Below are 14,750 nucleotides of genomic sequence, written 5' to 3'. Positions count from 1 at the left end.
GTGGTGACGGGGCCCTGTGACAGGTCTGTGACAGTCGACGGACACGGCCATGAAGTCGCGGCGGCAGGATTTTCGTCAGCACAGTGAGCCGAACACCGGAAGTCCACGACGGGGGGCGCGAGATGAACACGCTGAAGGGCACCACCAGCGCAGTGGTCACGCGCCTGCACGACGTGCACGGACACCGGGGTTCCGAGAAGTCCGGCGCCGCGACCGGGCGGGGGTGCGCTCGCGGCGCCGGGCGTCAGCACACCGCGTACATGACGGTGGTCGACGCCCGCCAGGGGGAGACGCACGGGGGAACCGCGTACGGGGAGGCAGAGGGGGAGCGCCGCTCCCTGTCGGAGGCGGAGTTCACCGCCTATGTCCAGGAGCGCCGCGCCTCCCTGTACGCCACCGCCTACCACCTGACCGGCGACCGCTTCGAGGCCGAGGACCTGCTGCAGAGCGCGCTGTTCTCGACCTACCGGGCGTGGGACCGGATCACCGACAAGGCCGCGGTCGGCGGCTACCTCCGCCGCACCATGACCAACCTGCACATCAGCGCCTGGCGGCGCCGCAAGCTCAACGAGTACCCGACCGAGGAACTGCCGGAGACGCCCGGCGACATGGACGCGATGCGCGGCACCGAGCTGCGCACGGTCCTGTGGCAGGCGCTCGCCCGGCTGCCCGAACTCCAGCGCACCATGCTGGTCCTGCGCTACTACGAGGGCCGCACGGACCCGGAGATCGCGGACATCCTCGACATCAGCGTCGGCACGGTGAAGTCCAGCATCTGGCGCTCGCTGCGCCGGCTGCGCGAGGACGAGGTCCTCAGCTTCGGCCGTGACCGGGAGGACGCCTTCGGCGAACTGGTCGCCTGAGGACGGGCGGGCCGGGGGGCCCGTCGAAAGAAGTGGGAGCCGGGGTGTATCAGGGGGAGGATGCCGGGCTCTTACTCACGGGCAGGGACCACGGGGGACACGGGGGACCTGCCCAGGGGGGACACGGGGGAACGGAAACACGGGGGTCACGGGGGACCCGCGGGGGACCCACGGGGGTGGGTGGGAGCGGGACTGGAGGGCCGGGGGGTCCGTCCAGTCCCGCTCTTCCGTCTGTACGGACCCCGCGTGCGCCGGAGGCGTCAGGCGGCCGTACGGGCCTTCGCGCACCGGCCGGCCGCGGCGTCCGCCAGCCGCCCCATCGCCTCGTCGCGGTCGCACGCGTGGGCGCCCAGCGTCGTCTGCCGGGCGATGACCGACCGCTCCTGCCGCATCAGCCGCCAGCCCCGGCGCAGCAGGAACGGCACGGACTTGCGGCCCTCCCGCAGGTCCCGCACGAAGCGGCGGCGGAAGGTGGTCACCGGCCCGCGGCTCAGGCACAGCGCGTCGGCCAGCACGCCCAGATCCCGGCAGCGCGACACCAGTTCGGCGGCGAAGATGCCCTCCGCGAGGAACAGCGGCGTCCGCCCGATGTCGACCGCCTCCGCGCCGGTGCGGGCGCTCAGCGAGAGGTCGTAGACGGGCACCCGGGTGCGGCCCGTGCGGCACAGCTCCGCGATGGCGGCGACGGCGGCGTCCGCGTCCCACGACCCGGGGTGGTCCCAGTCGATGTCGCAGCTCTCGGGCACCGTCGGCAGCGTCGGGTCGGTCCCCTCCTTGTAGAAGTCGTCGAGGCGCAGCACCGGGAGACCGGAGCGGGCGGCGAGGAGGGACTTGCCGGAGCCGGAGGGGCCGCAGAGCAGCACGACTCGGGCCGGTATGGGCGGATGGGAGCTCACGGGACACCAGTCTGAGGCATCTCCCGGCCGCCGTACGACCCCGCGGGTGGACTTTGCAGTGCGGGTCACATCTCGGTTGCGCTGTGCGGTGACCTGATCACGGTGTGCGCTGTTATCAGGGCAGTCCGTAGCAATCCACACCAAGAGGTGGCAGCAGCGATGGCCCGACACGCGTCCCCCAGCATCCCGCACGCCCAGCGCGCCCTGGTCGCCCTCGCGACCGCCGGAGCAGCCCTGGCGGCAGGAGCGGCGACGGCTTCCGCGGACAGCGGTGAGACGATCGCCGGCCTGGCCCACACCCGCCCCACCTCGCTGGGCAACATCGACCCGCAGGCCGGCGTCCAGGCCCTGACCGGCACCGTCGGCTACGTCACCGGCCCGGTCGCCGACCTCAAGCCCAACCCGCTGGCCGGCACCGGCGTCGACCCGCTGGACAACGGCGTGGGCACGAAGGTCGCCGACTTCCAGCCGCTGACCTCGACCGCGCTGACCGGGCCGGTCGCTCAGGCCCAGTCGCTGGGCGCCGTGCCGGTGCTGGGGCAGGCGACCCAGCTGCTGCGCTGACGCGCGCACGCGAAGAGCCGCGCTCTCCCCGGACGGAGGGAGGGCGCGGCTCGCTCTCGGTGCGCGCGGTGCCGCGGCGGCTCGGGCGCCGGCTCAGTACGACGAGCCGGACGCGCCCAGCGCGCCCGTCGGGTGCCAGACCGTCTTCGTCTCCAGGAACGCCGTCATGCGCTCGGTGCCCGGGGTCGCCGACCAGTCCGCGCCGTCCACAGGCTGTGGACGCAGGACGCGCTTGAGGTTGTCCGCCGCCGCGGTCTCCAGCTCCTTGGCCAGCTCCTCGCCGGCGCCCGCCAGGTCGATCGCGTTGACGTCCTGGTGGGCGGCGAGCGGGGCGGCGATCTCCGCCGTGCGGCCGGAGAGGATGTTGACCACGCCGCCGGGCAGGTCGGAGGTGGCCAGCACCTCGCCGAGGGAGAGGGCGGGGAGCGGGTGCCTCTCGCTCGCGACCACGACCGCGGTGTTGCCCGTCGCGATGACCGGGGCGACGACCGAGACCAGGCCCAGGAAGGACGAGTCCTGCGGGGCGAGGACGGCGACGACGCCGGTCGGCTCCGGGGAGGACAGGTTGAAGTACGGGCCCGCGACCGGGTTGCCGCCGCCCGTCACCTGGGCGATCTTGTCGGTCCAGCCCGCGTACCAGACCCAGCGGTCGATCGCCGCGTCCACCTGCGCCGCCGCCTTCGACTTCGACAGGCCCTCGGCGCCGGCCACCTCCGCGACGTACTGCTCGCGGCGGCCCTCCAGCATCTCGGCGACGCGGTAGAGGATCTGGCCGCGGTTGTACGCCGTCGCGCCGGACCAGCCGCCGAACGCCTTGCGCGCGGCGACCACGGCGTCACGGGCGTCCTTGCGGGAGGAGAGCGGGGCGTTCGCCAGCCACTTGCCCTTTGCGTCGGTCACCTCGTACACCCGGCCGCTCTCGGAACGCGGGAACTTCCCGCCGACGTACAGCTTGTAGGTCTTGAAGACACTGAGTCGCTCAGACATCGAGGTAGGCCTCCAGACCGTGGCGGCCGCCCTCGCGGCCGAAGCCCGACTCCTTGTAGCCGCCGAACGGCGACGTCGGGTCGAACTTGTTGAACGTGTTGGACCAGATCACACCCGCGCGGAGCTTGTTCGCGACGGACAGGATGCGCGAGCCCTTCTCCGTCCAGATGCCGGCCGACAGGCCGTACGGGGTGTTGTTCGCCTTGGCGACCGCCTCGTCGGGCGTGCGGAAGGTGAGGACGGACAGGACCGGACCGAAGATCTCGTCGCGGGCCACCGTGTGCGCCTGGGTGACGTTCGTGAACAGCGTCGGCGCGAACCAGTAGCCGGAGGAGGGCAGTTCGCAGGCCGGGGACCAGCGCTCGGCGCCCTCCGCCTCGCCCTGGTCGGCGAGGGCGGTGATCCGCGCCAGCTGCTCGGCCGAGTTGATCGCGCCGATGTCGGTGTTCTTGTCCAGCGGGTCGCCGAGGCGCAGGGTGCCCAGGCGGCGCTTGAGGGAGTCGAGCAGCTCGTCGTGGACCGACTCCTGGACCAGCAGGCGCGAGCCCGCGCAGCAGACCTGGCCCTGGTTGAAGAAGATGCCGCTGACGATCCCCTCGACGGCCTGGTCGATCGGGGCGTCGTCGAAGACGATGTTGGCGCCCTTGCCGCCCAGTTCCAGGGTGAGCTTCTTGCGGGTGCCCGCGACCGTGCGCGCGATCTCCTTGCCGACGGCCGTGGAGCCGGTGAAGGCGACCTTGTTCACGTCCGGGTGGGCGATCAGCGCGGCGCCGGCGCGGCCGTCGCCGGTGACGATGTTGACGACGCCCTTGGGCAGGCCCGCCTGGCGGCAGATGTCCGCGAAGAACAGGGCGGACAGGGGGGTCGTCTCGGCGGGCTTCAGCACGACCGTGTTGCCGGTGGCGAGCGCCGGGGCGATCTTCCACGCCAGCATCAGGAGCGGGAAGTTCCAGGGGATGACCTGGCCCGCGACGCCCAGCGGGCGCGGGTTCGCGCCGTACCCGGCGTGGTCGAGCTTGTCGGCCCAGCCCGCGTAGTAGAAGAAGTGCGCGGCGACCAGGGGGAGGTCCGCGTCGCGGGTCTCCCGGATCGGCTTGCCGTTGTCCAGGGTCTCCAGGACGGCCAGCTCGCGGCTGCGCTCCTGGATGATCCGGGCGATGCGGAACAGGTACTTCGCGCGCTCCGCGCCGGGCAGCGCCGACCACTTCTCGAAGGCCTTGCGGGCGGCCCCGACGGCCCGGTCGACGTCCGCCTCGCCCGCCTCGGCGACCTCGGAGAGGACCTCCTCGGTGGACGGGGACACGGTCTTGAAGACCTTGCCGTCGGCCGCCTCGGCGAACTCGCCGTCGATGAACAGGCCGTAGGACGGAGCGATGTCGACGACCGCGCGCGACTCCGGCGCCGGTGCGTACTCGAAAACAGGTGCCATGGTGATCAGTCCACCGTCACGTAGTCGGGGCCGGAGTAGCGGCCGGTGGCCAGCTTCTGGCGCTGCATCAGCAGGTCGTTGAGCAGCGAGGAGGCGCCGAAGCGGAACCAGTGGTTGTCCAGCCAGTCCTCGCCCGCGGTCTCGTTGACCAGGACCAGGAACTTGATCGCGTCCTTCGCCGTGCGGATGCCGCCGGCCGGCTTCACGCCGACCTGGACGCCGGTCTGCGCGCGGAAGTCGCGCACCGCCTCCAGCATCAGGAGGGTGTTGGCGGGCGTGGCGTTGACCGCGACCTTGCCGGTGGAGGTCTTGATGAAGTCGGCGCCCGCCAGCATGCCGAGCCAGCTCGCGCGCCGGATGTTGTCGTACGTCGACAGCTCGCCGGTCTCGAAGATGACCTTCAGGCGGGCCGCCGTCCCGCAGGCCTCGCGCACCGCGGTGATCTCGTCGTACACCTTCAGGTAGTGCCCCGCGAGGAACGCCCCGCGGTCGATGACCATGTCGACCTCGTCCGCGCCCGCCTCCACGGCCTCGCGCACGTCGGCCAGCTTCACGGCCAGGGAGGCGCGGCCGGCCGGGAACGCGGTGGCGACCGAGGCGACCTTGACGCCGGAGCCGGCGACGGCCGCCTTCGCGGCGGGCACCATGTCGGGGTAGACGCAGACCGCTGCCGTGGCCGGGGCCGTGCGGTCGGTCGGGTCGGGACGGACCGCCTTCGCGCCGAGCGCCCGGACCTTGCCCGGGGTGTCCGCGCCTTCCAGCGTCGTCAGGTCGACCATCGAAATGGCGAGGTCGAGGGCGTACGCCTTCGCGGTGGTCTTGATGGAACGGGTGCCGAGCGAGGCGGCGCGCGCCTCCAGGCCGACCGTGTCGACGCCGGGCAGTCCGTGGAGGAAGCGGCGCAGCGTGCTGTCGGACGCGGTGACGTCGGCGAGTCCGTGTGCGGCGGGTGCGGTGGTGGGCATGGTCACCAGGCGAGCATATCTACGCGCGTAGCGGCTGTACAGTCCCGCGCGCTCATTCGTCGCCGGGACGCTGCCCGTGAGCGTCCCCGCGGTCGTCGGGCGAAGGGCGTCGGTCGTCGGGCCGAGGGTGTCGGGCACAATCGGCAGCATGACGACCCCGGAGTCCCAGCCCCCCTCGCCGCAGCCGGAGCCGCAGGTGCCCGCGCCCAAGGACCGCGTCTACCGCTCGCCCGCGGGCATCGCCGGTGGCGTCCTGCTGCTCGCCCTCGCCCTGTGGCTCGGCATCGACGCCGTGGTCGCGGGCGAGGGGCGTACACCGTGGACGGCGGCCGCGGCGCTGCTCTTCCTGGTCCCGCTGATCGCCGCGTACACGGTGCGGCCCGCCGTCTTCGCCGGCGACGACCGGATGCGGGTGCGCAATCCCTTCCGCCTGATCGTGCTGCCCTGGGCGCAGGTCGAGTCGTTCCGCTCCGCGTACTCCAACGAGGTCTTCAGCGAGGGCGGCGACAAGTACCAGCTGTGGGCCCTTCCCGTATCGCTGCGCGGGCGCAAGAAGGCGGCGCGGCAGGAGTCCCGGCGGGCCGCCGGGGGTGGCCGGGGGCGGGGCGGTCTGCTCGGGGGCGGTGGCCGGGGGGCGGCCGGTGCCGGAGGCGTGGACGACGGGCCCGTGCGGGCCGAGGCCGACAAGGTCATGGACGAGCTGCGGGAGCTGTGGGAGGCGCGGAAGGACGCGGAGGGCTCGCGCGGTGAGGTGTCGGTGCGGTGGGCCTGGGAGGTCGTCGTGCCGGTGGTGGTGGGGGTGGTGGGGCTTGTGGTGTTGTGGGTGACCGGGTGACCGGGTGACCGGGTGACCGGGTGACCGGGTGACGCTGGGTCGTGGGTCGTGGGTCGTGGGCCGGGGGGCGTAGCGCGTGGGGTCGGGTGACCGGAACCGGGTGACTGCGGGACCGGGTGACCGGGTGACGCTGGGTCGTGGGCCGGGTGTGGGGTCTGGTGACCAGGAGGTTTGACGGGGGGTGCGGGTTCGCGCACCCCCCGGGCTCCGTCAGATGCCCGCCGCTGCCGACAGGTCGCGCTTGAGGTTCGTCAGCAGCTCCGTCGCCCTGGTGCGGGCCGCCGGGAGGTCGGTGTGCGTGCCGACCGGGACGACCACCTCCAGGTAGCACTTCAGCTTCGGTTCCGTGCCGCTCGGGCGGACGATGACGCGCGCGCCGTCGAGCGTGTAACGCAGGCCGTCCGTGGGCGGGAGCGTCGCCGTGCCCCGGGTGAGGTCCTCCGCGTTCGTGACCGGGAGGTCCGCGAGGCGGGTCGGGGGCTGCTCGCGCAGGCGCTTCATCGCGGCGGCGATCAGGGACAGGTCCTCCACGCGGACCGAGAGCTGGTCGGTGGCGTGCAGGCCGTGCTCCACGGCGATGTCGTCGAGGAGGTCCAGGAGCGTGCGGTTCTCCTGCTTGAGGACCGAGGCCAGCTCCGTGATCAGGAGGGCCGCGGTGATGCCGTCCTTGTCCCGGACGCCCTCCGGGTCCACGCAGTAGCCGAGGGCCTCCTCGTAGCCGTAGCGGATGCCGTCGACGCGGGCGATCCACTTGAAGCCGGTGAGGGTCTCGACGTGCGGGCGGCCGGCCTTCTCGGCGATGCGGCCGAGGAGGGACGACGACACGATCGACTCCGCGAACGTGCCCTGCGCTCCGCGGGTGACCAGGTGGGCGGCGAGGAGGGCGCCGACCTCGTCGCCCCGGAGCATGCGCCAGTCGGTGCCGTCCTGCACCGCCACCGCGAGGCGGTCGGCGTCCGGGTCGTTGGCGATGATCAGGTCGGGGGACGTCGCGCGGGCCCGCGCGAAGGCGAGGTCCATCGCGCCGGGTTCCTCCGGGTTGGGGAACGCGACGGTGGGGAAGTCCGGGTCGGGGTCGGCCTGCTCGGTGACCAGGGCGGGCTCCGGGAAGCCCGCGCGGGCGAAGGCGGCGAGGAGGGTGTCCTTGCCGACGCCGTGCATCGCCGTGTAGACGGTGCGGGCGGTGCGCGGGGAGCCGGGGGAGAGGACCGCGTCCGTGCGGGCGAGGTAGGCGTCGAGGACGTCGTCGCCGAGGGTCTGCCAGCCGGTGGTGGGGCGGGGGACGTCGTCGAGGGAGCGTACGGCGTCGATCTCGGCGGCGATGCCGGCGTCGGCGGGGGGCACGATCTGGGAGCCGTCGCCCAGGTACACCTTGTAGCCGTTGTCGCGGGGCGGGTTGTGGCTGGCGGTGACCTCCACGCCCGCGACCGCGCCGAGGTGGCGGATGGCGAAGGCGAGGACGGGGGTGGGAAGCGGGCGGGGGAGTACGGCCGCCCTGAGGCCGGCGCCGGTCATGACGGCGGCGGTGTCGCGGGCGAAGTCCTCGGACTTGTGCCGGGCGTCGTAGCCGATGACCACCAGGCCGGCCGAGTCGTCGCCGTGGGGGGTTCCCTGGTTCTTGAGGTACGCGGCGAGGCCGGCCGCGGCGCGGATGACGACCGAGCGGTTCATGCGCGTGGGGCCGGCGCCGAGTTCGCCGCGCAGGCCGGCGGTGCCGAACTGGAGGGTGCCGGAGAAGCGTGCGGTGAGCTCTGCGTGGTCCTCGGCGTCGATGAGGCCCGCGAGTTCGGCGCGGGTGTCCGCGTCGGGGTCCTCGGTCAGCCATGCCTTGGCCCGTGCGAGGAGGTCGTCTTGCACGTCGGTCAGCCTCTCGTGTGTCGGTTGGGGGTGGTGGCGGTGTGGGTGCCTGCGGCGGCCTGTGGCGGGTTGGGTGGGGGTGCGCGTAGCGCGGTGCGTGGTGTTTCGGGTCGGGGGCGGGCCGGGGGGTGTCCGTCCTCGGAACGGCGCGGAATCGGTCGGCCACGGAAGTGACCTGTGTTGACGCGCCAACCGCTGCGGGCGGACACCCCCCGACCCGCCCCCTTCTCGCCGTACGCGGCCAGCCCGCCCTCGCTACCGCGGGCACATGTGCCGCCTGGGGCGGCACGGGTGGGCGCGGGCGGCGCCCGGCAAGCGCCGGGTCGCGTCACCCACCCCGAGTCCGCGCCCACGCCGGGTGACAGGTGGACGCCGGGTTCTACAGGCGGCCCAGTACCTGGGTCAGGAGGGCGCCCATCCGGGTGGCGGAGTCGCGGCCCGCCTGGAGGACCTCCTCGTGGTTGAGGGGTTCGCCCGTCATGCCCGCGGCGAGGTTGGTGACCAGGGAGATGCCCAGGACCTCCGCGCCGGCCTCGCGGGCCGCGATCGCCTCCAGGACCGTCGACATCCCGACCAGGTCCGCTCCGATGACGCGGGCCATGCGGATCTCGGCCGGGGTCTCGTAGTGCGGGCCGGGGAACTGGGCGTAGACGCCCTCCTCCAGCGTGGGGTCGACCTCCTTGCACAACGCGCGCAGGCGGGGCGAGTAGAGGTCCGTCAGGTCGACGAAGTTCGCGCCGATGATCGGGGAGGTCGCCGTCAGGTTGATGTGGTCGCTGATCAGGACCGGCTGGCCGGGGCGCATGCCCTCGCGCAGGCCGCCGCAGCCGTTGGTCAGGATGATCGTCTTGGCGCCGGCGGCGACCGCGGTGCGGACGCCGTGGGACACGGCGGCGACGCCGTGGCCCTCGTAGTAGTGGGTGCGGCCCAGGAAGACCAGTGCGCGCTTGTCGCCGATCGAGTACGAGCGGACCTTGCCGCCGTGACCCTCCACCGCCGGCTTGGGGAAGCCCGGCAGGTCGGTGACCTGGAGATCGGCCTCGGGGGCGCCCAGGGCGTCCACGGCCGGTGCCCAGCCGGAGCCCATCACGAGGGCGACGTCGTGGGTCTCGGCGCCGGTGAGTTCGCGCAGGCGGGCCGCGGCGGCGTCGGCGGCGGCGTAGGGGTCGCCCTGGATGTCGTCCGGAAGAAGAGATGCGTTCACGCCGATGAGGGTAGCCGGTTTCCGCCTACGCGCGTAGATGACAGAGGTCACGGGATGGGGTTTGTTGGGTTGGAGGATCCGACAGGGCGGCGTCAGCAGGGGCGCTTGCGGAGTTCCATCACGTAGTCGTGGGGCGCGCCGGCCGACTCGGCGGCGTCGGCGACCTCGCCCAGGTAGCGGGCCGAGGGCAGGCCGCCCTCGTAGGCGTTCAGGACGTACGTCCAGGCCTTCTCCTCGCCCTCCAGGGTGTGGACGCGCACCCGGGTGCGGCGGTAGATGTCCATGCCCACGCCCTCCCAGCGGTCGAGCGAGTCCTCGTCCATCGGGGCGACGTCGTACAGCGCCACGAAGACCTGCGAGATCGGGTCCTCGACCAGGGTCGCCAGCGCGCCCTCCCAGCCCATGTGCTCGCCCCCGAAGGTCAGCCGCCACCCGTTCAGCCAGCCGGTCGCGCGCAGCGGCGAGTGGGGGGCGCGGCGGGTCATCAGCCGCGCGTCGAGGTTGCCGGCGTAAGCGGCGTAGAGCGACATGGGGGAAGGGTACGACAGGCGTCACGGGCATCACGTTCGTAACGGTGGTGCCCCCGGGCGGCCCGCCGTTGATGGGTGCGGGACAATGGAGTACGTGACTCGGATCGTGATCATTGGCGGCGGACCCGGCGGATACGAAGCGGCGCTGGTGGCCGCGCAACTCGGTGCGGAGGTGACCGTCGTCGACTGCGACGGTCTGGGCGGCGCGTCGGTGCTGACCGACTGCGTGCCGTCCAAGACCCTGATCGCCACGGCCGAGGTGATGACCACCTTCGACTCCTCCTACGAGGAACTGGGGATCATCGTCGCCGACGACACCCCGCCCATGGAGCAGGCCGCCCGGGTGGTCGGTGTCGACCTGGGGAAGGTCAACCGGCGGGTCAAGCGCCTCGCGCTCGCCCAGTCGCACGACATCACCGCCTCCGTGACGCGGGCCGGCGCGCGGGTCATGCGCGGGCGCGGGCGCCTGGAGGGGATGCAGGGGCTCGACGGGTCGCGGAAGGTCGTCGTGCGCGCCGCCGACGGGAGCGAGGAGACGCTCACCGCCGACGCCGTGCTGATCGCCACCGGCGGGCACCCGCGCGAGCTGCCCGACGCGCGCCCCGACGGGGAGCGCATCCTGAACTGGACCCAGGTGTACGACCTGGACGAGCTGCCCGAAGAGCTGATCGTCGTCGGGTCCGGCGTCACCGGTGCCGAGTTCGCCGGCGCCTACCAGGCGCTCGGGTCGCGGGTCACGCTGGTCTCGTCGCGGGACCGGGTGCTGCCCGGCGAGGACCCGGACGCGGCGGCCGTCCTCGAGGACGTGTTCCGGCGGCGCGGCATGAACGTCATGTCGCGTTCGCGCGCCCAGTCCGCCAAACGGGTGGGCGACCGGGTGGAGGTCACGCTCGCCGACGGCCGGGTCATCACCGGGTCGCACTGTCTGATGGCCGTCGGCGCCATCCCCAACACCGAGGGCATGGGCCTCGAGGAGGCCGGGGTCAAGCTCAAGGACTCCGGGCACATCCGCACCGACCGCGTCTCGCGCACCTCCGCCCCCGGCGTGTACGCCGCCGGCGACGTCACCGGCGTCTTCGCGCTGGCCTCGGTGGCGGCGATGCAGGGGCGCATCGCCATGTACCACTTCCTCGGCGACGCGGTCACCCCGCTGAACCTGAAGACCGTCTCCGCCAACGTCTTCACCGACCCCGAGATCGCCACCGTCGGGTACTCCCAGGCCGACGTCGACGGCGGCAAGATCGACGCCCGCGTGGTGAAGCTGCCGCTGCTGCGCAACCCGCGCGCCAAGATGCAGGGCATCCGGGACGGCTTCGTCAAGATCTTCTGCCGGCCCGGCACCGAGATCGTGGTCGGTGGGGTCGTGGTGGCGCCGCGTGCCTCGGAGCTGATCCACCCGATCTCGATCGCCGTGGACAACAACCTGACGGTCGAGCAGATCGCCAACGCCTTCACCGTGTACCCGTCGCTCTCGGGCTCCATCGCGGAGGTCGCGCGGCAGCTGCACACCCGGAAGGCCGGCGGCGAGGGCTGACCTCCGGGACGCGGCCGGAATCGACTCCCCGCTGGTCACGGGGAGTTGCGGCGCGTGCGGGCGGCATAGGCGGGCAGACTAGGCGCGTATACCACTTCTGGTACTGCCATGCGAACAACTTCTGTTATTCGGCGCATACAGCTGAAAGCAGACGGTCGTTGGGGTTACTGTCAGTTTCGTGTTCGCTGCAGAACGTCGCCAATTGATCCTCGAAATGGTGCGAGCGAACGGGGCCGTGTCGCTCCGTGAACTCGCCCGCGTCGTCCAGACCTCCGAAGTGACCGTACGGCGGGACGTGCGCGCACTGGAGGCAGAAGGACTCCTCGACCGCCGGCACGGCGGTGCGGTACTGCCGGGCGGATTCACGCGAGAGTCCGGCTTCCCGCAGAAGTCCCATCTCGCGACCGCCGAGAAGACGGCCATCGCCGATCTCGCCGCGGGCTTCGTCGAAGAGGGCGAGGCCATCGTGGTGGGTGCGGGTACGACCACGCAGGAGCTGGCGCGCCGGCTCGCGCGGGTGCCCGGCCTGACCGTCGTCACCAACTCGCTGCTGGTGGCCCAGGCACTCGCGCACGCCAACCGGGTCGAGGTCGTCATGACCGGTGGCACCCTCAGAGGGTCGAACTACGCCCTGGTGGGTTCGGGCGCCGAGCAGTCCCTCCAGGGCCTGCGGGTCTCCAAGGCCTTCCTCTCCGGGAGCGGGCTGACGGCCGAACGGGGGCTGTCCACGTCCAACATGCTCTCGGCCTCCGTCGACCGGGCCCTGGTGCAGGCCGCGGCCGAGGTCGTCGTCCTCGCCGACCACTCCAAGCTCGGTACGGACACCATGTTCCAGACCGTGCCCACGGATCTCATCACCCGCCTGATCACCGACGAGGCGCCGGCCCACGACGACCGTGCCGCCACCGAACTGCAGGCCCTCGCCGACCAGGGGGTGCAGATCGCCGTGGCGGGGGCTTCCGGCGGCGCGGTGTCGGGCCAGGGGGGCCCCGGGGCCCCGGGGGGTGATGCCGTCCCGGCGCGTCAGCAGCGCCGGGACGTGCCGGTCCCGGGGCCGCGCCGACAGGTCCCGGGCGCCGCGGCGGGCCTGCGCACCGCCGGTGCCCTGGAGCAGCCGGGCGGGGCGGAACGGGCGCGCGTCGCGGACATGCGCCGACGCTAGCGTCACCGACGTGCGCCGACGCCGGCGTCGTACGGTCCCGGCAGCCGTCGTACGGTCCCGGGTGCGCTCCCCGTAAACGGCGGGGCGCCCGGCGGGACCGTTCGCTTCGGTCCGCCGGGCGCCCCGGTGTTCGCGGTGCCTCAGTCCTTGATCTCGCAGATCGCGGCGCCCGAGGTCACGGACGCGCCGATCTCCGCGCCCAGGCCCTTGACGGTGCCGGACTTGTGGGCGTTGAGGGGCTGCTCCATCTTCATCGCCTCCAGGACGACGATCAGGTCGCCCTCCTGGACCTCCTGGCCCTCCTCGACGGCGATCTTGACGATCGTGCCCTGCATCGGGGAGGCGAGGGTGTCGCCCGAGACCGCGGGGCCCGACTTCTTCGCCGCGCGGCGCTTGGGCCGGGCGCCGGCCGCGAGGCCGGTGCGGGCCAGGGACATGCCCAGGCTGGACGGCAGGGAGACCTCCAGGCGCTTGCCGCCGACCTCGACGACGACCGTCTCCCGGCCCGACTCCTCGTCCGCCTCCGCGTCGGCGGGCGCGTCGAAGGGCTTGATCTCGTTGACGAACTCCGTCTCGATCCACCGGGTGTGGACCGTGAACGGGTCGCTGGAGCCGGTCAGCTCCGGGGCGAACGCCGGGTCGCGCACGACCGCGCGGTGGAACGGGATGGCCGTGGCCATGCCCTCCACCGTGAACTCGTCCAGGGCGCGCGCGGCGCGCTGGAGGGCCTCCTTGCGGGTCCGGCCGGTGACGATCAGCTTCGCCAGCAGGGAGTCCCACGCCGGGCCGATCACGCTGCCGGACTCGACACCCGCGTCCAGGCGGACGCCGGGACCGGTGGGCGCGTCGAAGAGGGTGACGGTGCCGGGGGCGGGCAGGAAGCCGCGGCCCGGGTCCTCGCCGTTGATGCGGAACTCGAAGGAGTGACCACGCAGGACCGGGTCGTCGTAGCCCAGCTTCTCGCCGTCGGCGATGCGGAACATCTCGCGGACCAGGTCGATGCCGGCGACCTCCTCGGTGACCGGGTGCTCGACCTGGAGGCGCGTGTTGACCTCCAGGAAGGAGATCGTGCCGTCCATGCCGACGAGGAACTCCACGGTCCCGGCGCCGACGTAGCCGGCCTCCTTCAGGATCGCCTTGGACGCCGAGTACAGCTCGTCCATCTGCGCCTGCGACAGGAAGGGAGCCGGGGCCTCCTCGACCAGCTTCTGGTGGCGGCGCTGGAGGGAGCAGTCACGGGTGGAGACGACGACCACGTTGCCGTGCTGGTCGGCCAGGCACTGGGTCTCCACGTGACGGGGCTTGTCGAGGTAGCGCTCGACGAAGCACTCGCCGCGGCCGAACGCCGCCACCGCCTCACGGACGGCGGAGTCGTACAGCTCGGGGACCTCGTCCAGGGTGCGGGCGACCTTCAGACCGCGTCCGCCACCGCCGAAGGCCGCCTTGATCGCGATCGGCAGGCCGTGCTCCTCGGCGAAGGCGACGACCTCGTCCGCGCCGGAGACCGGGTCGGGGGTGCCCGCCACCAGCGGGGCGCCCGCGCGCTGCGCGATGTGCCGGGCGGCGACCTTGTCGCCCAGGTCGCGGATGGCGTGCGGCGGCGGACCGATCCAGATCAGGTCCGCGTCCAGGACCGCCTGCGCGAACTCGGCGTTCTCGGAGAGGAACCCGTAGCCGGGGTGTACGGCGTCCGCACCGGACTCCCGCGCGGCCTTCAGGACCTTCTCGATGTCCAGATAGCTGGTCCCGGGGGTGTCACCACCCAGGGCGAACGCCTCATCAGCGGCGCGGACGTGCAGAGCGTCCCGGTCCGGGTCCGCGTAGACGGCCACGCTCGCGATTCCCGCGTCCCGGCAGGCCCGGGCCACACGGACAGCGATTTCGCCACGATTGGCGATGAGCACCTTGCGCACGATTGAGGCTC

At 72.7% G+C, this 14,750-nt stretch carries 13 protein-coding genes; 5 read left to right on the top strand and 8 right to left on the bottom strand.

Going from position 1 to position 14,750, the window contains the following annotated elements:
- The first annotated feature begins 122 nt into the window (after positions 1-122).
- Positions 123-863, top strand: a complete 741-nt coding sequence (locus IE108_RS05250; protein ID WP_064729513.1) for a SigE family RNA polymerase sigma factor — start codon at positions 123-125, stop codon at positions 861-863.
- 260 nt (positions 864-1,123) lie between these two features.
- Here IE108_RS05250 and IE108_RS05245 read toward each other — a convergent pair whose 3' ends face one another.
- Positions 1,124-1,759 carry a uridine kinase family protein gene (locus tag IE108_RS05245; protein WP_372462837.1) on the bottom strand — a complete coding sequence of 212 codons (636 nt, stop codon included), beginning with the start codon at positions 1,757-1,759 and terminating at the stop codon, positions 1,124-1,126.
- Between the two features lie 159 nt (positions 1,760-1,918).
- On the opposite strand from IE108_RS05245, the gene IE108_RS05240 reads away from it, so the two are divergent.
- Positions 1,919-2,323, top strand: coding sequence for a hypothetical protein (locus IE108_RS05240; protein WP_064729515.1), 405 nt, complete (start codon positions 1,919-1,921; stop codon positions 2,321-2,323).
- Positions 2,324-2,416: 93 nt separating this feature from the next.
- On the opposite strand, the gene IE108_RS05235 is transcribed toward IE108_RS05240, so the two are convergent.
- Genes IE108_RS05235 through deoC form a run of 3 tightly spaced genes read right to left on the bottom strand, consistent with a single transcriptional unit; the run spans position 2,417 to position 5,704 of the window.
- Positions 2,417-3,310 (bottom strand): aldehyde dehydrogenase family protein, encoded by an 894-nt coding sequence (locus tag IE108_RS05235; RefSeq protein ID WP_064729516.1) that lies wholly within the window; start codon positions 3,308-3,310, stop codon positions 2,417-2,419.
- Positions 3,303-4,739 carry an aldehyde dehydrogenase family protein gene (locus IE108_RS05230; RefSeq protein ID WP_064729517.1) on the bottom strand — a complete coding sequence of 479 codons (1,437 nt, stop codon included), beginning with the start codon at positions 4,737-4,739 and terminating at the stop codon, positions 3,303-3,305. The genes IE108_RS05235 and IE108_RS05230 overlap by 8 nt, the downstream gene beginning before the upstream one ends.
- Before the next feature lie 5 nt (positions 4,740-4,744).
- Positions 4,745-5,704: a deoxyribose-phosphate aldolase gene (gene deoC / locus IE108_RS05225; protein ID WP_064731941.1), complete on the bottom strand. Its 960-nt coding sequence runs from the start codon at positions 5,702-5,704 to the stop codon at positions 4,745-4,747.
- A gap of 148 nt (positions 5,705-5,852) precedes the next feature.
- Here deoC and IE108_RS05220 point away from each other — a divergent pair, with 148 nt between their 5' ends.
- The gene (locus IE108_RS05220; protein WP_064729518.1) at positions 5,853-6,539 is read left to right on the top strand and encodes a PH domain-containing protein; all 687 of its coding nucleotides are present in this window, start codon (positions 5,853-5,855) and stop codon (positions 6,537-6,539) included.
- Positions 6,540-6,749: 210 nt separating this feature from the next.
- On the opposite strand, the gene IE108_RS05215 is transcribed toward IE108_RS05220, so the two are convergent.
- The 3 genes from IE108_RS05215 to IE108_RS05205 all read right to left on the bottom strand — a co-directional run bounded on the left by IE108_RS05215 (position 6,750) and on the right by IE108_RS05205 (position 10,130).
- The gene (locus IE108_RS05215) at positions 6,750-8,396 is read right to left on the bottom strand and encodes a phospho-sugar mutase (protein WP_064729519.1); all 1,647 of its coding nucleotides are present in this window, start codon (positions 8,394-8,396) and stop codon (positions 6,750-6,752) included.
- Between the two features lie 379 nt (positions 8,397-8,775).
- The gene (locus tag IE108_RS05210) at positions 8,776-9,600 is read right to left on the bottom strand and encodes a purine-nucleoside phosphorylase (RefSeq protein WP_064729520.1); all 825 of its coding nucleotides are present in this window, start codon (positions 9,598-9,600) and stop codon (positions 8,776-8,778) included.
- Between the two features lie 92 nt (positions 9,601-9,692).
- Complete coding sequence (locus IE108_RS05205) at positions 9,693-10,130, bottom strand: gamma-glutamylcyclotransferase family protein (protein WP_064729521.1); 438 nt, start codon at positions 10,128-10,130, stop codon at positions 9,693-9,695.
- Between the two features lie 85 nt (positions 10,131-10,215).
- Between IE108_RS05205 and IE108_RS05200 the strand changes: the two genes are divergently transcribed.
- Together IE108_RS05200 and IE108_RS05195 are read left to right on the top strand one after the other, a co-directional pair.
- Complete coding sequence (locus tag IE108_RS05200; protein WP_064729522.1) at positions 10,216-11,664, top strand: NAD(P)H-quinone dehydrogenase; 1,449 nt, start codon at positions 10,216-10,218, stop codon at positions 11,662-11,664.
- A 178-nt stretch (positions 11,665-11,842) separates the two neighbouring features.
- Positions 11,843-12,826, top strand: a complete 984-nt coding sequence (locus tag IE108_RS05195) for a DeoR/GlpR family DNA-binding transcription regulator (protein ID WP_079163645.1) — start codon at positions 11,843-11,845, stop codon at positions 12,824-12,826.
- Positions 12,827-12,966: 140 nt separating this feature from the next.
- Here IE108_RS05195 and IE108_RS05190 read toward each other — a convergent pair whose 3' ends face one another.
- Positions 12,967-14,739: an acetyl/propionyl/methylcrotonyl-CoA carboxylase subunit alpha gene (locus IE108_RS05190; RefSeq protein ID WP_064729524.1), complete on the bottom strand. Its 1,773-nt coding sequence runs from the start codon at positions 14,737-14,739 to the stop codon at positions 12,967-12,969.
- Between the last annotated feature and the right edge of the window lie 11 nt (positions 14,740-14,750).

The sequence above is a fragment of the Streptomyces parvulus genome (assembly GCF_014648855.1).
Lineage (GTDB): Bacteria > Actinomycetota > Actinomycetes > Streptomycetales > Streptomycetaceae > Streptomyces > Streptomyces parvulus.
Note: the sequence above shows the minus strand (reverse complement) of the source record. Positions and strands in the feature narration are given on the sequence as shown.